At 65.1% G+C, this 18,953-nt stretch carries 21 protein-coding genes and 2 pseudogenes; 5 read left to right on the forward strand and 18 right to left on the reverse strand.

The annotated features are described in order from the left end of the window. Window positions 1-521: 521 nt before the first annotated feature. A complete protein-coding gene (locus tag MPARV_RS0112455) occupies window positions 522-899 on the reverse strand; it encodes a GntR family transcriptional regulator (RefSeq protein WP_012225487.1) in 378 nt (125 codons plus the stop codon). A gap of 2 nt (window positions 900-901) precedes the next feature. Continuing rightward, complete coding sequence (locus MPARV_RS25230; protein ID WP_193788470.1) at window positions 902-1,750, reverse strand: hypothetical protein; 849 nt, start codon at window positions 1,748-1,750, stop codon at window positions 902-904. A 22-nt stretch (window positions 1,751-1,772) separates the two neighbouring features. Between MPARV_RS25230 and MPARV_RS21305 the strand changes: the two genes are divergently transcribed. Next, on the forward strand, window positions 1,773-2,375 hold the full coding sequence (locus tag MPARV_RS21305; RefSeq protein ID WP_020378479.1) for a hypothetical protein: 603 nt from the start codon (window positions 1,773-1,775) through the stop codon (window positions 2,373-2,375). 52 nt (window positions 2,376-2,427) lie between these two features. Here MPARV_RS21305 and MPARV_RS0112470 read toward each other — a convergent pair whose 3' ends face one another. Both MPARV_RS0112470 and MPARV_RS0112475 read right to left on the reverse strand, forming a co-directional pair. Further along, on the reverse strand, window positions 2,428-3,483 hold the full coding sequence (locus MPARV_RS0112470) for an esterase/lipase family protein (RefSeq protein WP_157789593.1): 1,056 nt from the start codon (window positions 3,481-3,483) through the stop codon (window positions 2,428-2,430). A gap of 56 nt (window positions 3,484-3,539) precedes the next feature. Further along, window positions 3,540-4,580: an NAD(P)-dependent alcohol dehydrogenase gene (locus tag MPARV_RS0112475; protein WP_020378481.1), complete on the reverse strand. Its 1,041-nt coding sequence runs from the start codon at window positions 4,578-4,580 to the stop codon at window positions 3,540-3,542. Between the two features lie 97 nt (window positions 4,581-4,677). Here MPARV_RS0112475 and MPARV_RS0112480 point away from each other — a divergent pair, with 97 nt between their 5' ends. Next, entirely contained in the window at window positions 4,678-5,343 is a 666-nt protein-coding gene (locus tag MPARV_RS0112480) for a TetR/AcrR family transcriptional regulator (protein WP_031278481.1), read from the forward strand. Here the strand turns inward: MPARV_RS0112480 and MPARV_RS0112485 are convergent. From MPARV_RS0112485 to MPARV_RS0112560, 14 genes and pseudogenes are all read right to left on the reverse strand, one after another. Continuing rightward, entirely contained in the window at window positions 5,306-5,911 is a 606-nt protein-coding gene (locus MPARV_RS0112485; protein ID WP_020378483.1) for a hypothetical protein, read from the reverse strand. The genes MPARV_RS0112480 and MPARV_RS0112485 overlap by 38 nt on opposite strands. Then, window positions 5,904-6,494, reverse strand: coding sequence for a helix-turn-helix domain-containing protein (locus MPARV_RS22780; protein WP_012225478.1), 591 nt, complete (start codon window positions 6,492-6,494; stop codon window positions 5,904-5,906). Before MPARV_RS22780 ends, MPARV_RS0112485 begins: the two co-directional genes overlap by 8 nt. Window positions 6,495-6,755: 261 nt before the next feature. Continuing rightward, entirely contained in the window at window positions 6,756-7,028 is a 273-nt protein-coding gene (locus MPARV_RS0112495; protein ID WP_020378484.1) for a hypothetical protein, read from the reverse strand. Window positions 7,029-7,596: 568 nt separating this feature from the next. Beyond that, window positions 7,597-8,829: an ATP-binding protein gene (locus MPARV_RS0112505; RefSeq protein WP_081582267.1), complete on the reverse strand. Its 1,233-nt coding sequence runs from the start codon at window positions 8,827-8,829 to the stop codon at window positions 7,597-7,599. A 77-nt stretch (window positions 8,830-8,906) separates the two neighbouring features. Then, window positions 8,907-9,446, reverse strand: a pseudogene (locus tag MPARV_RS0112510) (thiolase C-terminal domain-containing protein); the annotation flags it as partial. Between the two features lie 11 nt (window positions 9,447-9,457). Next, on the reverse strand, window positions 9,458-9,769 hold the full coding sequence (locus tag MPARV_RS0112515) for a hypothetical protein (protein ID WP_020378488.1): 312 nt from the start codon (window positions 9,767-9,769) through the stop codon (window positions 9,458-9,460). Between the two features lie 148 nt (window positions 9,770-9,917). Next, window positions 9,918-10,415 carry a hypothetical protein gene (locus MPARV_RS0112525; protein ID WP_020378490.1) on the reverse strand — a complete coding sequence of 166 codons (498 nt, stop codon included), beginning with the start codon at window positions 10,413-10,415 and terminating at the stop codon, window positions 9,918-9,920. 239 nt (window positions 10,416-10,654) lie between these two features. Further along, a pseudogene (locus MPARV_RS0112530) lies at window positions 10,655-11,125 on the reverse strand (thiolase C-terminal domain-containing protein); the annotation flags it as partial. Between the two features lie 77 nt (window positions 11,126-11,202). Beyond that, the gene (locus MPARV_RS0112535; RefSeq protein WP_020378492.1) at window positions 11,203-11,532 is read right to left on the reverse strand and encodes a hypothetical protein; all 330 of its coding nucleotides are present in this window, start codon (window positions 11,530-11,532) and stop codon (window positions 11,203-11,205) included. 82 nt (window positions 11,533-11,614) lie between these two features. Continuing rightward, window positions 11,615-11,956, reverse strand: a complete 342-nt coding sequence (locus MPARV_RS0112540; protein ID WP_012225464.1) for a hypothetical protein — start codon at window positions 11,954-11,956, stop codon at window positions 11,615-11,617. 61 nt (window positions 11,957-12,017) lie between these two features. Continuing rightward, on the reverse strand, window positions 12,018-13,187 hold the full coding sequence (locus tag MPARV_RS0112545) for a thiolase domain-containing protein (RefSeq protein ID WP_020378494.1): 1,170 nt from the start codon (window positions 13,185-13,187) through the stop codon (window positions 12,018-12,020). After that, on the reverse strand, window positions 13,184-14,317 hold the full coding sequence (locus MPARV_RS0112550) for a thiolase domain-containing protein (protein WP_020378495.1): 1,134 nt from the start codon (window positions 14,315-14,317) through the stop codon (window positions 13,184-13,186). Before MPARV_RS0112550 ends, MPARV_RS0112545 begins: the two co-directional genes overlap by 4 nt. A 7-nt stretch (window positions 14,318-14,324) precedes the next feature. Beyond that, entirely contained in the window at window positions 14,325-14,912 is a 588-nt protein-coding gene (locus tag MPARV_RS0112555) for a Zn-ribbon domain-containing OB-fold protein (protein WP_020378496.1), read from the reverse strand. After that, window positions 14,909-15,379: a Zn-ribbon domain-containing OB-fold protein gene (locus MPARV_RS0112560; RefSeq protein ID WP_020378497.1), complete on the reverse strand. Its 471-nt coding sequence runs from the start codon at window positions 15,377-15,379 to the stop codon at window positions 14,909-14,911. Before MPARV_RS0112560 ends, MPARV_RS0112555 begins: the two co-directional genes overlap by 4 nt. Before the next feature lie 496 nt (window positions 15,380-15,875). Here MPARV_RS0112560 and MPARV_RS0112565 point away from each other — a divergent pair, with 496 nt between their 5' ends. The 3 genes from MPARV_RS0112565 to MPARV_RS26075 are packed head-to-tail and all read left to right on the forward strand — an operon-like array spanning window position 15,876 to window position 18,830. Then, complete coding sequence (locus MPARV_RS0112565; protein ID WP_020378498.1) at window positions 15,876-16,859, forward strand: SIR2 family protein; 984 nt, start codon at window positions 15,876-15,878, stop codon at window positions 16,857-16,859. Continuing rightward, on the forward strand, window positions 16,852-18,597 hold the full coding sequence (locus tag MPARV_RS23690) for an ATP-binding protein (protein ID WP_202948832.1): 1,746 nt from the start codon (window positions 16,852-16,854) through the stop codon (window positions 18,595-18,597). The genes MPARV_RS0112565 and MPARV_RS23690 overlap by 8 nt, the downstream gene beginning before the upstream one ends. 11 nt (window positions 18,598-18,608) lie before the next feature. After that, the gene (locus tag MPARV_RS26075) at window positions 18,609-18,830 is read left to right on the forward strand and encodes a KTSC domain-containing protein (protein WP_081582268.1); all 222 of its coding nucleotides are present in this window, start codon (window positions 18,609-18,611) and stop codon (window positions 18,828-18,830) included. The last annotated feature ends 123 nt before the right edge of the window (window positions 18,831-18,953 follow it).

Below are 18,953 nucleotides of genomic sequence, written 5' to 3' on the forward strand. Positions count from 1 at the left end.
ACGTCGCTTCGCAGTTCGGCGGCGTCAACGAGCGCTGCGATGTCGCCCGGATCCGAAGTGATGATCTGATCAGAGCCAGCGAGAGTGGCGCTTGACGGCCTGCACCCCCACGCCAAACCTGAGCGATCACGCCACCGTGGGTCCGCGGCGGCACTCCCGCAAGTGGTGCGGCCTTGAACCGTCGCCACATCGCCCGGTCGTTGCGCTCGAGCGCGACGAACGCTCCGGCGTCAAGGATGAGGGTCATCCGGTACGTGCCCGACCGACGGCCACCATGACCATGGGTCACACCATCGGGGGTGCGGTGCGTCGCCACGAGCCGATCATCCGAACGCTCGCACGCGTCGGGGGGTGCCTTCGGCGGCGCTCGCTGTCATCGTCACGGTGCGGGAGCAGGCTCGGCCCAAGCCGCCTCGGAGGTCGCCGCTGTCGACCACACCATGGCGCTCGAGGGTCAGCAGCCCGGCGGCGAAGACGGCTACACGCCGATCGATGATGTATTCGTGACGGAGACCGGGTGCTCACCGCAGGCGGTCGAAGGCCCTGGCCAGCGCGTCGTGAGCGGCAGTTTCCTCGACGCCGAGTTGACGGACGATGACGGCGAGCGCGTCAGCCGCCTCATCAAGCTCGGTGAGGTCGTGCGCTCCGACACCGCTCGTCGGGCGGACGCGCAGGAACGTCCCGGCCCGCCCGCGGCGCTCCACCACCCCATCGCCCTCCAGTAGCTCGTAGGCCCGCTCGACCGTGCCCTTCGAGAGCCCCAGATCCGATGCCAGCTGGCGGATGGTCGGCAGCCTGGTGCCGGCGGCGGTCTGGCCGCTCACCGCCAGACGAGCCACCTGGACGCGGATCTGCTCGTACACCGGCAGCGGCAGGTCGGCATCGACGCGGAGCAGCACGGTCAGCCCATGCTCCGGGCCAGGACCAGCAGCGCCATCATCACGACGAGGACCGCCACGATGCCCAGGACCCACCCGCCCAGGTGCGAGTGTGACCCGCCGGCCGCTTGAAGCTGCGGTTGGGACAGGCCAAACGACCGATTCGTCCACCACCATCGGCACGCCGTGAGGAAGAGCACGATCGATCCCAGCAACGCAAGCCACGACACGACCGCAGGCGACGAGTCGGAGACCGTTCCAGACGAGAACACGGCATACCACTGCGCTGAGACAACGAGGGCGCCCAAGGTCACCATCGGCCGAGAGATCCCGGCCGATGAGGCCATCCGTCGCACTTCGTCGTCGGCTGCCGCCACTTCGGCCGGCACGACGGGCCGCGATCGCACAGCGATCCGCTGCATCACCCAGGGACGGACCAGCGCAAGCACCGCCACCACGACCCCCAAAGCGATCACCCGCACGAAGTGCTGGCCCGTGATCACTGCTCCAACGACACCGAGAGCAGCCAAAACCAGCAGAACGCGCTCCCGCTGGTCCGCAATCCGGTCCCGATAGACGTCCGGGTCGCGAACCTCGAGCGACACGATCCGAGGACCGCTGCGCCGCATCCGGAACCCCTCGGCCAGGACCGACCCTCCGATCGAGCCGGCGAGCCCGATCGAGGCGAACAAGGTGAGGTTCAATTCGATGCCCCCGTCGCCCCCTGCGGCGACCACGATCAGAGAGCAGATCATTCCGAGGATGCCGACGATGGCACCCGCTCGCCGGAAGCGTTGCGACCGCTCGATGAACCGGCTGACGAGCACGTCAGCGACCGACGGAGCGAGTGAGGCACTGCTTGACTGTCCCATTGTCATAGGACAGTATGACAATGTGCCCGAGTCCGCAACCCTCAACCCACCGATCGACGAGCACCTCCTCGACGAGTTGGTTCCACCTCCCGGCCCGCTGTGGCGGCGGGCCATTCTCTGGGTGGCGTTCCTCGGGATGGTCGCTGCGATCTCATGGGCGGCCACGTCGGGCACGGTGATTCCGCAGGTGTCCACCAGCGTGGTGGCGTGGGGCGGTACCGGGCCGGTGGGCGTCACCTCCGAGGTGATGAACGATTCGCGCGTCGCCATCGAGGTGGTCGACGGCGCCCGTCCTCGCCCGGGACTCAAACTGATGGGTTACACGACCGAGCCCAACGCCTCATCGGAGTTCGCGCCAACCGAGAGCCCGTCCGATCGGTTCCCTCTCCGCCTCGAACCGGACCAGAGTGTCGACCTCACCGCCTGGTATCGCGTAACCGACTGCCAGGCTGTCGAGGACATCGACCCCGGCGACGGTGAGATCGAACTTCAGGTCCGCATCGCCGACGGCCCCGCCGCGTGGTTCACCGCCGGGCGCACGATCGACGCCAAGGGCGTGGAGCCCATCGACTCCCCGCAGATGTCGTGGCCCGCAGGCGTTGCGTACCGCGCCTGCGCCGGCTGACCGTCGCAACGTCTGATCGAAGGAGATCGACTACGGAACGCTGGAATGCCGCTCACCACCAGTCGGTGATCGCCTGGTAGACGTCGGGGTGGTGGGCCAACGTGTTGTGGGTGATCTTCGGGAACGTCCGGGTCGTCGCATGCGGGAAGAGGTCACCGTCGGTGGAGCGACCCGAGACGCTCGGCGAGGTGACAAGCACGTCACCGAGCATCTTGGCCAGCGGGTGGTCGGGGTCGGTGGTGATCGTGCCGCCAATCACCAGATGCTTGGCTCGGTGAAGCCGATCCGGCAGGTGTGGGAAGTTGCGTTGACGGGCGCCGGGATCCCGCTCGGCCCAATCCTCTTCGACGATGGCGCCAAAGCGAAGGTCCTTGATGCCGGCGCTGCGCTGGTCGAGCCCGAGGCCAACGAGTCGTGTGGTGGGGATGGGCAGCGCCCACAAGGCAGCGCTGGCGGAGTGGACGACAGCTTCCAGACCGGCGCCGGTGTTCGGCACCCCGATCAGCACCACCCGACGCACCTTGCTGGTCCAGCGCCGCCCGATCGGCAGCCGTCGACCGCGCGTCCGTTGGCGGCGTGCGTAGTGACCTGCAGATCGGATGACGAGCCCGCCCATGCTGTGGCCGATCAGGTTGATCTCGCGGACGCGCACCGGCCACGCCGAAACGAGGTGGCTGAGCAGTTGGGCGAGCTCCCGCCCGTTGTCGGAGATGTGGCGACCGGTGTTGTAGCGCACCGACAGCACGGTCACGTCGTGGTCGTCGGCGAGCAGCGTGCCGAAGGTGGTCGATCGGTCGCCAGGGAAGCGCCAGATCGACTCGGTCGACATCAGCCCATGAACGAGCACACACAGGCGCGGGCCAACGTCGACGGTGGACAGCGAGTTGCGCAGCGAGTCACGGTCGAGCGGCAGCACCGTGTCGCGCGCACGGATCGTCATTGGTGTGGCCCAGGACGAGTCCCGGTCGTCGAGTGCATCGCCGAACAGACCGTTGACGACCGCCACCAGGTTGTCGCTCCGCTTCGGAAGGGCGGTCAGCACCCTCAGCAGCGACCCTGCGGTGGACGAGCCAGCGGGCTGCTCGGCGGACGGGTCGTCAGTGGCCACGACGGGGAACGGTAGCGGCACCTGAGCGTGGCACGGTTGGCGATACCCCAGGGGGATCAGGCCGAGACGTTGATGGCGGCCTTGCCGACGAGCCTTCCCTCCTCCATGGCCACAAAGGCGTCTGGCACCTGGTCCAGTTCGAAGCGCTGCCCAACCTCGGGCGTCACGGCGCCACTGGCGAGATGCTCGGCCAGCGACTCGATGTTCTCCAGCGTCTCGTGGCTGAACATGGCCCCCAGGCGCTGGCCGACCAGGGGCGACAGCATCATGGCGCGAACCTGGCGCCCGATGCCGCCCGCGATGCGACCCCCGGTCTCGGCCCCGACGATCACCAGGGTGCCCGTGGGGGTCAGCGCTCGCCGAAGCCGGGAGAGTCGGTTGGCGCCGCCGGTGTCGATGATCAGGTCGTACCGTTGGGTGCCATCGTCGATCGATCGCTCGGTGTAGTCGATGACGCGGTCGGCGCCCAGCGCCCGCACCGCGTCCAGCTTGGCCGTGCTGGCCACGCCGGTGACCGTGGCGCCCAGCGCCTTGGCCAGCTGAACTGCGAACGACCCGACCCCGCCGGAGGCGCCGATCACCAGCACGTGCTGGCCTGAGGTCAGCCGACCGGCCGTGGTCAGCGCCTGCAGGGCGGTAATGCCCGAGATCGTGGCCACGCCGGCCTGCTCGAAGGTGACGTTGGCTGGCTTGTGCACCAGCTTCGATTCCTTGGCGGCGGCGAACTGGGCGAAGGTGCCCGTGCCGATGCCGAACACCTCGTCGCCGACCGCAAAGCGGGTGACGTCGCGGCCCACCTCGGCCACGACACCGGACACGTCCAGGCCGGGCACCGGCTGCTTCGGCTTCCGGAATCCGTAGCCCATGAGGCGGGCGAGGTAGGGCAGACCGGTGGCGAGGTGCCAGACGCCCCGGTCCAGGCCGGCAGCCCTCACCTCGATCAGCACCTCATCGTCACCGATGGTGGGCCGGTCGATCGTGACGAGTTCCAGGATCTCGGACGATCCGTACTCGACCTGGGTGACCGCCCGCATGCGGGCGCTCCCGACGCTGTGCTGCGAGCCGGAGTTGGTCAGGTGGCTCGATGTCGTGCGCATGGCGCGCCTCCGCGATGTTCGTACTTTGTACCAGTCGGTTGTGGAGTACGGTACTCGTACTAAGTACCATGCGCAACGGGAAATCTGGAGGAGGCCGATGGCAGCAGCTGGGGCGACACCTAGGAAACAACGGCTGAGCGCGGAGCGCGTGCTGGAGGGTGCAGTGGCGCTCGCCGACGAGATCGGCGTCGAGGCGCTAACCATTCGAAAACTCGCGGATGCGCTCGCCACCAGGCCGATGTCGATCTACCACCACGTTGCCGGCAAGGAGGCCATCCTCGACGGCATGATCGACCTGGTCTTCGCCGAGATCGATCCGCCCCCCGTCGACCTCGACTGGAAACCGGCGATCCGACAGCGCTGCCTGTCCGCCCGGGCCGTCCTGGCATGCCACCCGTGGGCGGCGCCGCTGATGGAGTCGCGCACCAACCCGGGCCCCGCCACGCTCGGCCATCACGATGCGGTGCTTGGATGCCTGCGGCGGGGCGGGCTCTCGCTGGAGATGACCGCTCACGCCTATGCGCTCATCGACAGTTACGTGTATGGCTTCGCCCTCCAGGAGGCGAACCTCCCCGCCACCGGCGGGGCCGACATGACGGAGTTCGCCGAGTCGATCATCGAACGAATGCCGGCGAAAACGTACCCGCACCTGGCGGAGTTGACCGCCGACTACGTGCTCCAGCCCGGCTACGACTTCCGCTCGGAGTTCGAGTTCGGCCTCGACCTCATCCTCGACGCCCTCCTGGCCGCCGCCAACCGGTGACAAAGGCCGGGTGGCAGCGGTGCTCGATCGCTTGGGGGCCGTCCGGCGCCTGAGCCACGACGGTCTCGATGTAGTTGCTGAGGAACTCATCGTCTGGAGCGTGCGGAAAGGCCTCACGGAACATCCTCGCTGCGTCACCGGCCGACGTGAAGCCCGTCCGAGGCCAGATCTCTGGGAGGTCCCGCCGGTCTCGCGTGCGTCCTGCGTAGAGCTTCATGACGAAGACCTGGGACCACGGCGCACCAAGAAGCTTCAGACGCGGATGGTCGGCCAGCACCTCGCAATCCGCCTCCACCAACGTCGCCGGCGCGAACGGCAGGGCGTTGGAGTTCACCCATCGCGATGCGAGGTCGTGGCGCATCGCGACCGATGCCACAGCGGCGCTGAGCTCATCGTCCAGCCGTCGAACACTGTCCACATCGATAGTGGTGCTTCGAAGTCCGTGCCAAGCGAGCAACGACCCTCCCACCAGGATCAGTGTGTGTTGAGGGCCAACCGGATCCAGCGTGTCGGCAACCTCAGCCAGGTAGCGCCGAATCTGGGCACCAGTGAGCGCGCGTTCAGGCAACCTCGGTCCTCCGGTCACGCCACAGGTTGTTGGCCGCGAGCGTGATACCCCTGACCGCCAACTGAGGAGGTGTCTCACTTCGGTCCACAGCCTGCATCCGGGGCGTCCCCGGCGAGATCCAGGGCGCTGTGAGCGCCGGGACGTCCTTGGTCCAGGATGGGCGCGGCAGGCCGGCGTCGTCGCTGATCTTCTCGGCGATTCCAGCGAGAAGGTTGTCCAACAACTCGGACCCCGAGGGCTCAGGCTTGTCGGCTATCGCCGCTTGGGTCAGCGTGGGGTGAAGGTAGAGGTAGTCGAGGACTGCTCGCAGCCGGGTCCAGTCCGGATGCGTCGTCCCATCTGGGTCAACTTCCAATGCGTCCGCTAGCGCACCAAAGTTCCCTCGATACGTGTGAAGAGATCTGAGTTCAAGCTCGAGACCAGCGGCAGCGATCAGCCGAGCGAGCATGCCGACCGTTGGGTCCATCTGACGTCGCTCGATCCGCGAAACCGTCGACGCGGCGACCCCCGCACGCTCTGCCAACTCCCGAACTGTCAGCTCTGCGTCTTTGCGAGCAAAATGGAGCACTTCCGCCGCATCCATGTTGCAAGCATATGCGCAACACCTCCCGGCCACCCCCACCCCCACCTCCGGCTGGCCAGTCACCGGCGGCTGAACCTCACCGGCAGGGCTTCGAGAGGTTTGCTGACAACTCAGACGAGTTTCCCAGAACGTTGAGTTTTCCACTTCGGAAAACTGTCGCAGGCGGGCAATCTTTCGCTGGGCCAGACCGGTCGATTGCGATTGCGGCCCGGCTTGGTCCAAGCTCGGTCATGTCGGTCGAGGCCGCGCCGCGGATCTGGATCAGGCGCTCGCCCTGTCTGAAAATCGCTGTCGAGCAGCCTGTCGAGTCACGCCGAGAGCCAGGGCGATTTCCTTCCACGACCGGCCGCGCGCTCGAGCGATCGCAACGGATTCGCGCAGTTTGGCTTCGCCGGCGCGGACAGCCTCGGAAGCTGCTGCGACCTGGCTGAGCTCGTCGATGTTGTCTACTACCGCCGCCGCAGGGTCGAAGTCGTTGACCAGTTGTTCGAACCTACGCGAGGCCGCATCGATTTCTTCGTCTGTGTGTGCCATGAGTGATCACTTCCTCATCAGAGGATGGTGAACTTCGCTCTCAACTTCATTGCGTGAACGATGACCGGATTACCACCACAATCTACCTGGCCGCCCGACGGCAGACAAGGTTCGTTGTCTGCCCGGCCGCCATCGGGCCCGTGGGGCACCCTTTGGGGACGAGCCGCCCTGAGCTTCAACCAGCTGGGCCACTGGTGCGACCTGCGTCTCAGTCAACCCAAAGCGAGCAGGACGGCGTTTCCGTCGGCCGCGAGCTGATCTGCCGAGAAGGTCGTTGTCCCTCGGTGAGTGACGGTGAACTGATAGCTATCGCTCACCGGAAGGTCGACAGCAGCGAAGGAGACGCGACACCACGTGGCACGAAAGGGGAGACCCTCAAACCCGGGCAAGCCACCGGCCTGCATGTCAGCGACTCTCAGCTGAGCCCGCTCAAGATTGAGTTGCGCGACCCGCACGCGATCGTTTCGGACGGGGATGGAGCGAAGCTCGTAGATGGAACGAGCAGCCGTTCGCGCTGGATGCGTTCGGACTCGGTGCCGCGGACTTCCCGCACGGTGACCCCTCCGCCTCAGCCCCTTCGGCTGGCGTGCCAGAGCGAGCTGATTGGAAGCGCCCAAATCCGGTCGTCGAGTTGAAACGGATTGGCCCCGCTGTACAACACCACACCGAGGTGGAATGACTGACCGAGTTGATCTCGGAGCCAGATCAGCCCACGGGCGGCCTTTCTGTCGACGCTGCTCGAGGACTTGACCTCGATCCCAACCACCCGTCCTGCCCGCTCAAGAACGGCGTCAACCTCGCGACCATCACGGTCCTTGAAGTGAAACAGTTCCGTTCGCTCCCCCGCTGTCTCGATGTGGGAGATCAGTTCGGACACCACGAACGTCTCGAACATCTGCCCGACCAGCCCAGGCTCGCGTCCGAGCTGTTCGGCTGTGACCGAGAGGAGGTGCGCGGCCATACCGGGGTCGGTGAGGTGAACTTTGGGAGTGCGGGTGAGCCGCTTCAGCCGTTTCGAGTGCCAGGCCGGAACCCGAGCGATCACCAGCAGGTCTTCCAAGAGCCCAATCGCGCGATCGGCGGTGCGAAAATCGACTTCAGCATCCTCCGCAGTCGCCTGCTTGTTCAGTTCCTGCCCGGTGCGAACGGCGCACGAGGAAAGTACGGAGCGAAGCGTTCCGGGTCGAGCGGTGCGATCGCTGATCTGAGCGGCATCTCGATCGACGAGTTGCTCAACATAGGATTGGTACCAACGGTCGCGTCCCCGCCCGGAGCGGCCTATCACCGCTGGGAATCGGCCTTGGGTCATGGCTTCGAGGTAGTCACCGCGGGTGTAGTCCGACCGAACAGGCGAGGGCTGTGGTGCCGAATACCAAGCATCGATCGGGTTCAATCTCGGATCGTGGCGGAGTTCTGCTTGGGTCAATCCATACATTCGGACTCGGATGAGCCTGCCGGTCCCCGGCCAAGTGGCAGCTTGATGGGCCACTCGGATCGAGCCGGTGACGATGAACCGCCCGGCCGTTTGCGATGGGTCGCGGTCGACCGCCCGTTTGAGTGCCCCCAACACCTCGGGCGCTTCCTGCCACTCGTCGATCAGCACAGTCCCGCTTGCTGCTGCGAGACTTCCGTCGGGATCCTCGGTGACCGCCAGACGGGTGCCCGGCTCCGAGAGGTCCAGCGTGGTGTCGGCAAACGCACTCATCGAAGTTGACTTGCCGGTTCCCCTCGGGCCCACGACCAAGACGAGGACAGCAGAGTACAGGATTTGCGAGCATACAAGTACAGGGTTTGCGGGCATGCAGGTCGACCCATTTGCCCGTGCGACCGAGTTCTCGCTCGACGGCTCGACGGACCCAAACCGACCCCGAGACCCGCTCAGGGCTTGTTGGTGCCGACCACCCAGATGGCGAAGAACTGGGTGGCACCGCCGTAGGCGTGGCCCAGCGCACGGCGCACGCCGTCCACCTGATGGTCGCCGGCCTGGCCCCGCACCTGCATCGCCGCCTCACCGAAACGGATCATGCCCGACGCACCGATCGGGTTGGACGACAACACCCCGCCGGACATGTTCACCGGCAGCTTCCCGTCGGGGCCGGTGGCACCCGACTCGGTCAGCTTCCAGCCCTCCCCCACCTCAGCAAAGCCCAGGTTCTCCATCCACATCGGCTCATACCAACTGAACGGCACGTAACACTCGACCGCGTCGATCTCCTCGATCGGGTTGGTGATCCCCGCCTGGGAGTACACGTCGGCCACGCAGTCACGCCCGGCCTGCGGGTCCACCTGGTCTCGTCCGGCGGCCATGGCGGGCTCCGAACGGATCGACATGCCCTGAATCCACGCCGGCTGACGCCCCTCGGCGGCCGCCGCATCCGCGGTCGCCTCGTCGCCGAGCACCATCACAAACGCACCATTTCGCCGGACACCTACAGGAGGTGAGCGAGTTCGTGCACGCGAGCGCAACAGGACTCGAAGTCGGATCGGGGCGCTCCAGCCCACACGAGATTCGCCAACACGATGTCGTGGTAGGCATCGGCAGCTTCTGTGGATGCGGTGGCGTCCCAAGCTGGGCTTGCGGCGAACCCACCTTTGGGCCGATCGACGGTGGGGAGTCCGGCGGCTCGGGAGTGTTCGGTGACCTCGCGGGCGAGCACGTCGACGGGAGGCTCCGAGAGCTGAGCGACCACGTCATCGTTTCGCAGTAGTCGGTCGACGTCGTAGTAGTGGCGGGCGGTCACAGATTGCGTTGTGCGTCGCCTTCGGTCGCTGTGTGATGGAGCAACATGAGCTTGTCGACCAACGTCCGGATTGGTTCAAGCACGAGGATGCTGACGGGTTGCGATTCAGCGAAATCGATCGGGAGCCCAATGGACTCGGCATGCTCGGTCATGCGCTCACAGCTTGATCGAGCCCGAGTTCATCGAATCGATCCCGAGCTGCGACGTGGTACTCGCGGGCCAGCTGTTGGGCGAGCAGCTCTGGGCGGATCGCTCCCCCCTTGGCCAACCGACCGGCCACATCGGCCACGTCAATCCACGGCGCTTCGACGACTCCCGGACCAGCCCGAAGCACCTCCAACAACGCGACCTCCACGGGGTGCAGCCCTGCTATGCGGCGCTCGATTGAACGGGACGCGAACCGCACCCCAACAATCGGTGCTGGGACCCTGCCCGCTACCGCAACCTGTTCGATGGCGGGAACCTGTGTGGTCAGCCCGAGGCTCTGGACAGCTGATACTCCAGAGGGCCCCGAGCCGAGGCCAGCGATCTCCAACGCAACCTCGAGCGGGCGGGGCAGCGGCATGCCCGCCCGGGTCTTGGGCCCTTTCCAATAGAGGCCCTTGCGGACTCGCACGACCTCGCCTTCGGCGGCGAGACGAGACATTTCGCATTCCACTGCGCGGCGAGAGCCCGGGATCGACGCAGGTGAGATGAAGCACCGGACAGGGTTGCGCTCAACATGCTCTCGAACATTCTGCGCCATACTCATGAGAGTAAATTGTATCAACTTTCTCGCAAGGCTGCCGCAGCTCTGCTGGCCAACCGGGGACGATCGTGCCGGTCTGGACCGGCAGGATCGTCCCGAGTTCGGCGTGCTGGGGGGAAACGGCGCCGCGGCGCCGCCTACGGCTTGTCGGTGCCGACCACCCAGATCGCAAAAAACTGCGCTGCACCGCCGTAGGCGTGGCCCAGCGCACGGCGCACGCCGTCAACCTGATGGTCACCGGCCTGACCCCGCACCTGCATGGCCGCCTCACCGAAGCGGATCATGCCCGACGCACCGATCAGGTTGGACGACAACACCCCGCCGGACATGTTCACCGGCAGCTTCCCGTCCGGGCCGGTGGCACCCGACTCGGTCAGCTTCCAGCCCTCCCCCACCTCAGCAAAGCCCAGGTTCTCCATCCACATCGGCTCATACCAACTGAACGGCACGTAACACTCGACCGCGTCGATCTCCTCGATCGGGTTGGTGATCCCCGCCTGGGAGTACACGTCGGCCACGCAGTCACGCCCGGCCTGCGGGTCCACCTGGTCTCGTCCGGCAGCCATCGCCGGCTCCGAACGGATCGACCTTGCGGCAGGCCCTGGCGAGCAACTCAGGAGACTCCTTGCTGACATCGACCGCTCGTCCGCTTCGGCTGCATCCTGGATCTTGGCCAACGCCTCGGTCATCGATCTGGTCGGCTGGGGTCAGATGCTTGGCCAGCAATTCGTCGAAGCTCGGGGAGAGCCTGTGTGTCCTTCGAGCGACCGGCGAACTCCTTGGAAATGATGATGTCGCCGAGGTCGGCAACCTCGACGTCGATGTCAGTCCCAGCCGGTCGCAGCGCGATCGCCCCTTGTTGAAGGGCTTCGTAGCCGACTGGCATCCCATCTGCGTCCGGGATGCCGACCAGGACGTCGATTCTGCCAAGGCTGGTTTGCCAGGTGGTGACCTCACGTTCGATGAGCACTTCGGGCGTGACTGCGTCGCCTTCTGCGCGTGGCCCCGTATCCACCCACCAAGACGTATGAGATCCGATGGGCGTCCAGATGCTCGACCCAGCGGTCGGGTTCAAACATCTCGGGCCGGTTGGATGTTCATCGGGAGCGCGTTGGGAACTTCCACGGGACGTCATCCTCAGTCGGCGGTTCGAGGTCAGTGAACAGCTCGTCCCAATCGTCTCGGGTGATGTCGGGAAACCGGGGGGCTGTTGCGATGATCCGGAGGCCTGCGCCCGACCGGTGGGTATCCGGGAACTCGCGCTTGTAATTGTCGATCAGGAACTGGACTTCAGCTTCAGAGCCATCAAAGGTTCGGTGCACCGGCGCTTGCGCCGGGGTGCCATCGTCGAGGCCTGGGTCGACTCCGCCGAGGCACTCCAGAAGCTCGCGAGCGGACGTCACCTTTGTGGCAACACCAGGCTGATAGTTCCTGCTCATGGATCAGAGTCTACGGCTCGGATGAGACAAGTGGAGGCCCGATGACCCCGCAGCGACTCTGTCAGGGTTTGTCGGTGCCGACCACCCAGATGGCAAAGAACTGGGTGGCGCCGCCGTAGGCGTGGCCCAGCGCACGGCGCACGCCGTCCACCTGGTGGTCGCCGGCCTGGCCCCGCACCTGCATGGCCGCCTCACCGAAGCGGATCATGCCCGACGCACCGATCGGGTTGGACGACAGCACGCCGCCGGACATGTTCACCGGCAGCTTCCCGTCGGGGCCGGTGGCACCCGACTCGGTCAGCTTCCAGCCCTCCCCCACCTCAGCAAAGCCCAGGTTCTCCATCCACATCGGCTCATACCAACTGAACGGCACGTAACACTCGACCGCGTCGATCTCCTCGATCGGATTGGTGATCCCCGCCTGGGCATACACGTCGGCCACGCAGTCGCGGCCGGCCTGCGGGTTCACCTGGTCGCGTCCGGCGGCCATGGCGGGCTCCGAACGGATCGACATGCCCTGGATCCACGCCGGCTGGCGCCCCTCGGCGGCCGCCGCATCAGCGGTCGCCTCGTCGCCGAGCACCATCACAAACGCACCATCGGACGACGGGCAGGTCTCCGAGTAGCGGATCGGATCCCACAGCATCAGCGACTCGCGCACCGACTCGTAGGTGATCTCGGGCTCGTGCAGGTGCGCATACGGGTTGCGCAGCGCGTTCAGCCGGTCCTTCACCGCCACCTGGATGCCGATGTCGTCGGGCGCACCGGAGCGGGCGATGTAGTTGCGGATGTAGGGGGCGAAGTAGCCGCCCGCACCCGCCACCAGCTGCTGCTGGAACGGGATCTGAAACGACAGCGCCCACATCGCCTCCGAGCAGCTCTGCATCTCCCAGGCCACGGTCAGCACCCGGCGGGCCACACCCGATTCGATGTGGTTGGCCGCCACGATGGCGGTCGAGCCGCCCACCGACCCGGCGGTGTGCACCCGCAACAGCGGCTTGCCCACCGCGCCGATGGCGTCGGCCAGGGCGTACTCGGGCACCATGACGCCCTCAAAGAAGTCGGGCGCCTTGCCGACGACGACGGCGTCGATGTCGGCCATCGTCATGTGGGCGTCCTCGAGCGCCCGATACACGGCCTCCCGCAGCAGCCCGGGCAACGACACGTCGCCCCGGGTGGAGGCGTACTTGGTCTGTCCGGTTCCGACGACGGCAACGCGGTTGGAACTCATCGGCTGCCCTCCGGCTGGTTGGATGTAGATAGTTGGTCGGATGCACTGGATCGCTCAGCGTCGAGCACCGCCACCAGGTTGTGTTGCATCAGGTGTCCGCCGGTGGCGTGCGCCACGCCGCGGTTGGCTGTGCCGTCGAAGATGCGGTTGGCCACCTCTCCGATGCGGATCATGCCAGCGGCCATCATCGGGTTGGCGGCCAGCGGCCCACCGGACGGGTTGATCACCACGTCGTCTGCCAGGCCCATCTCGTTGCGCAGGATCGCCTCGTGGTGGGTGAAGCAGGTGTGCAGCTCGGCCACGTCGATCGGGCCGTCGCCAACGCCGGCGCCCTCGGCTGCCAGGCGGGCCGACGGGGCCCGTGTGAGGTCGCGCACCGACAGCGAGTGGGCGTCGATGCGGTGGTCCAGCCCGGTGATCCAGGCGGGCCGGGCGCACAGCTCGGTGGCCCGTTCGGGCGATGCCAGCACGATGGCGGCGCCCCCGTCGGTGATCGGGGCGCAGTCGTCGCGGCGCAGCGGGTTGGCCAGGTAGTCCCCGGTGAGCAGCTCGGCGGCGCTGCGGTCCCAGGCCAGCTGGGCGTTGGGGTTGTCCCGGGCGCTGCGACGGTCGCGGGCGGCCACCTCGGCCATCTCGGCCTCGGAGGTGACGCCGGCCTCGATGCAGGCCCGGGCCTGGAGGGCGGCCAGCTCCACCGAGGTGGGCCACAGCGGGGCGGTGTAATAGGGCTCGCACATGCGGCTGAGCACCCGGGGCAGGTCGCCGGGGCTCGACTTGCCGTAGCCGTACACCAGGGCGGTATCGGCGTGGCCCGAGCGGATCTTCAGGTACGCCTCGTACAGCGCCCAGGCGCCGTCCATCTCCACGTGGCTTTCGGCCACCGGCGGCCAGGCGCCGATGGCGTCGAGCGTCATCACAAAGCTGAACGCCTGCCCGGCCAGGTAGTCCGACGAGCCGGAGCAGTAGAAGTCGAACTCGTTGTGCTTGAGCCCCACCTGTTCCATCACCTCGGCGATCACCGGCTGGATCATCTCGATCTCGCTCAGCGTCTCGGCCGCTCGCACGTGCTTGGTTTGGGCGAACCCGACGATGGCAACGTCTTGGCCCGCTGAGAAGTTTGAATGGGTCATGAGCACCTCACACGAACTGGGCGTAGCTGGCAGGGTCGGCGTCTTCTTCGCCGTTGGGTCTCCACCACTTGATGTTCTCGAAGCTGGTGGTCAGGTCGGCGTCGTCCACCCACACCGCCTCCACCCGCATACCGGAGTGGATCTGGTCGAAGGGCACCTCCTGGATCAGCCCGTACAGCGGCACGCTCGAGCCGTCCGGCACCACGAGTGCGGTCACGTACGGCAGCTCGTGATCGCCGCCGCTGAACTGCACGTTCACCACGCAGTAGCTCGTCACCGTGCCCTTGTGGGCCAGCTCCACCCGCTCGGCGGCCGCCAGGCCGTTGGTGGGGATCACACCGGTCGGCGGTGTGTACACCGTGTCCGACTCGGGGTCCCGCTCCCCCAGCAGGCGCTTCTCGGCCATCCCCCGCAGAAAGGCCGATCGGGCGGTGCCGGGTGTGTAGCTGTAGGTCAGCGCAGCAGGCGTGCGGATGCTGGCCACCGTCTCGGCGTCGGCCAGCACGTCGATCGCCGACGTGTCGACGGCCGGCTGGCTCCACAGGCCCCCAGGCAGCGTGGAAATGGGTCGATCGGTTGTGTCGTCGGCGCTCATGACGAGGCCTCGCTCTCGTCGGTCTCCGGTGCGAAGTGGAAGTCGGTGATGGCGCCGGTGCGCTCCTCGGCCCACGCCACCCGTACCCGCTGGCCCACCGACACGTCGTCGGGGGAAGCAACGTCCAGAGCATGCAACATCGGCGTGTCGACGCAGTCCAGGCGCACCAGCACCCAAGCGAAGGGCCGATCGAATGGCTGGCCCTCACGGGGCTCCGTAACCCACGTCCACGACTCGACAGTGCCGGTGTCGCCAACCGGCACCAGCTCGGTCAGCGGCTCGGCGGTCACCGGGTCATATTCCTGGGGCGGACAGATCACCGAACCGTCGGCGGCCTTGATGCCCAGCAGGCGACCCTCCCGCACAGCGGTGAAGAACGCCCCGATCACCGGCCCGGTCGTTCGCCGGAATGGGTACTCGATGACAAGCGGCGCACGCAGCACCTCGTCGATGGTCTCAGCAGCCATGTTCCCCCTTAATCGATGCACGGCCAAACAAGTCGCCGCCAGCCATCAACGCAGGAGCGATCCAGCCGGGACGGCGCAAGACTAGAACACGTTCTTGTTCCGGCGAGGAGTTGGCCTCAACAATTCGTTTGAAACTGGAAGCTTGGCCCTCCGACTGTGAAGCTTCAGCCCTTCATCCACCGATTCGCAGTTTGGGCAGCCTGCTCTACGGCTCCGCCACGCCTTCAACTTCAGCCTGAACGGTCAGGAGATCGATTCGGCACCAGCCCCTCACGCCAAGCAAACCCGAACAACGATCGACCTACGGCTACGCTGCGTGTCCATGGCAGCGCATCAAGTCCTCGGGTTCGCAAATGAGCTGTCGGCCAAACTCGCGACCCGCTCACGCCACGTCTGCCTCTTTCTCGGGGCTGGGTCGTCACGGGCGTGTGGGCTACCGGATATGACTGGTCTCACTCGACTCATACAGGCAGGATTAGATGACGCTCTAGCAGATGTGTTCACGTCCCAGCTGGAGCATCAAAATCTCGAACAGGTATTGAGTCGACTGCGACGGATTTCGACGCTGTTGGATGATGGTGAAGGAACGGTGGACGGTCTAACAGGCGCAGCTGCGAAAGAACTCGACCAAGATATTTGTCGTCAAATCGTCGACGGCGTCTCGCTCGAAGCAGCAGACGCCACACCAGTCTTGCGGCTGGCGGCATGGGCGGCGCGAGCCGACTATCACCTCCCGGTCGAGATCTTCACCGTCAACTACGACCTACTTCTCGAGACAGCATTCGACTCTCTTGGGTTGCCCTATTTTGATGGCTTCATGGGGTCACTTCGCGCCCGCTTCCGTACAGAATACGTCGAGGCTGGCCCGAGTGAATCGGCTAGCTGGCTACCAGCCTTCTTCACCAGATTGTGGAAGCTCCACGGGTCAGTGAACTGGGCATGGGAAAACGATCCTCGAGCCGACGTCGTCAGGTTGGGAGGCCCAGTGCATGATGATCAACCGGCTGCGATCTACCCGTCCGATGCAAAGTACGACGAGTCGCGTCGTGTGCCCTTCGTCGTGCTTCAGGACCGCTTTCGGCGGGCCCTCCATCATCCAGAATCGCTGGTCCTGATCAGCGGCTACTCGTTCGGCGACGCTCATCTCAATGAGATGATCTTTGATGCAGCTACCCGGAAACAACGATCCGAATTTATTGCGTTCAGCTACGGATCGATTCCTGACGAGGTCGCAGAACGAGCTTTGCTGACACCAAACTTCCAGGCTCTCGGAGCCAATGAGGCTATCATAGGCTGCAAAAGGAGTGGCTGGACCGCTCCTGGCGACACTCCAACCGAACTATGGAACGACGATAAGTTCGGACTTGGGTCGTTCTCGAACTTAGCTACCTTCCTATCTCGGAGTTCGCCCCCGCAGAGCGACTTGGAGGCGAGGATGGCTGAACTACTAGCAACGGCAGCGGAGTCAGCCGGTGCCTGAACGGCACCCGACGTGCGTGGGCCGCGTTCGCCACGTCCTGGGCAGCCGGGTCACCGTAGCGATAGATCCTGATCTCGCGGGGGTTGCGCCGATCCACAACGGCAAGCTGCTCCCACTGGGTCAGATCGGGTCGCTTGTGCGACTTCCCCAGGGTCTTGTCGATCTAATCGGTCAAGTGGACCTACTTGGTATCGCAGAACTGGCAGGCGCGCCAGAGCCAAGCGAAATCGTTCAGACAGGCGAGCGGTGGCTCCAGGTCGAGCTGCTGGGAGAGATCGACCGAGGCACATCACGTTTCAGGCGCGGAGTAGGTTCATATCCTGGTCTCGATGATCCCGTGCACTTCGCCACCGCCGACGACCTTCGAATCGTCTTCCCGTCCGATGACCCCGGCCGCGTTCGAGTCGGGGGACTTTCCGCTGCCGAAGATGTTCCCGTTTGCCTAGATGTTGGCAAGCTCATCATGCGACACTCTGCCGTAGTCGGGTCAACGGGCGCCGGCAAGACCAGTGCTGTCGTGTCACTTCTTCAGCATTTCGCTCGCGATGATTGGCCCGGGGCCAACATAGTGGTGATTGATCCGCACGGTGAGTACGGGCAGGCGCTTGACCAGGACGCGGCGGTGCGCTCTGTGCTTGGCCACGGCGATGCAGCCCTTCGGGTTCCGTATTGGGCGCTACCCGCAAGAGACATACTCAGCGTCTTCGCAGGTAGCGCCAGCCCTACCACCAGAAGCCGCTTTGACGAACTCGTGACCGACGAACGACGGGCCTTTGTGACGGCGGCACCATGGCTAAAACTGGCGACAGCAGCTGTTACACCGGACACGCCAGTCCCTTTTGATCTTCGAAAGGTGTGGTACCAGCTCGACTTTGAGAACAACGAAACACGAACCATCAAGTCAGACCCGAACTCAGTATGCACTGAAGACGAGGGAGATTCAGCTGCCCTATCTCCTGCAGGGTTCACTTCCTATTCACCTGTAAACAATGCACCTTTCAAGGGACCTCTCCACGGGGTCCATGCAAGCGTGCCCGAGCTTCTTCGACTCGGCTTGAGAGACCAAAGATTGAGATTTTTTCGCGAGCCCCTGGGCATCGCATCAGGTCCCGACCCACTGCCAGAGGTTGTCGCGGAATGGCTGGGTAAAGAGAAGCCCATCTCGGTGCTCGACTTCAGTGGTGTGCCGGCGCCTGCCAGCGACCTTGCGATTGGAGTGGTGCTGAATCTGCTGTTCGAGATAGCCGTTAGGTCGGGAGATAGTGGACATGGCATCGGACGCTCTCGACCCTTGCTCGTGGTTCTTGAAGAGGCTCATCGCTACCTAGGAGAGTCTGCATCCAACATGGCACGCACCGCAGCCAACCGCATCGCGAGGGAGGGCAGGAAGTATGGGGTCGGGCTAATGCTAGTTACCCAGAGACCTTCAGAACTCCCTGACACAGCCCTAGCGCAATGTGGCTCACTGGTAGCAATGCGCCTCACTAATTCGGCAGACCAATCCAAAATCAGGTCTGCGCTGCCCGACACCGTTGCTACGATCGCAGCCGTACTTCCATCTCTAAGAACAGGTGAGGCTCTGATCAGCGGGGAGGCACTTGCTCTTCCCGCCAGAGCGCTTCTTGACCTTCCAGACCCGCTCCCTATGGCTGATGACCCGTCCCTGGAAAGTTGGCGCAAAGAATCAGCTGCTCCAGACTTTTCGACTCCCATCGCTGGTTGGCGGGGGGCTGACTAGGATCCCCTCATATGATTGAATGGACTGCAGTAGATGGATCTACGCGAATCGTCGCGGAAGCCTACGACCCCGCCACCGAAACAATCTTGGTACGGTTTCCGGACGGGGTTGAGTGGGCTTACCAAGCTTGTCCGCCACAAGAGTGGGAAGCTTTCACCGCCCCTGGCCAGTCGCGCGGAAAATACATTGCCGACGTACTGAACCATAAGCCCCACCAACGTTGGGCTGGGTGAACCTGGATCCACCGGTGGGGTTTGCGTGTGACATGAGTTGAATGTTCCTCAACGCGACAAGTGCCCCCTTGGGGTGGGAAACTTCGAGTGTTCAAAGCACAAAGATTTCCACGCACGAGGAGG

The organism is Candidatus Microthrix parvicella Bio17-1 (assembly GCF_000299415.1).
In the GTDB taxonomy this organism is placed as follows: domain Bacteria; phylum Actinomycetota; class Acidimicrobiia; order Acidimicrobiales; family Microtrichaceae; genus Microthrix; species Microthrix parvicella.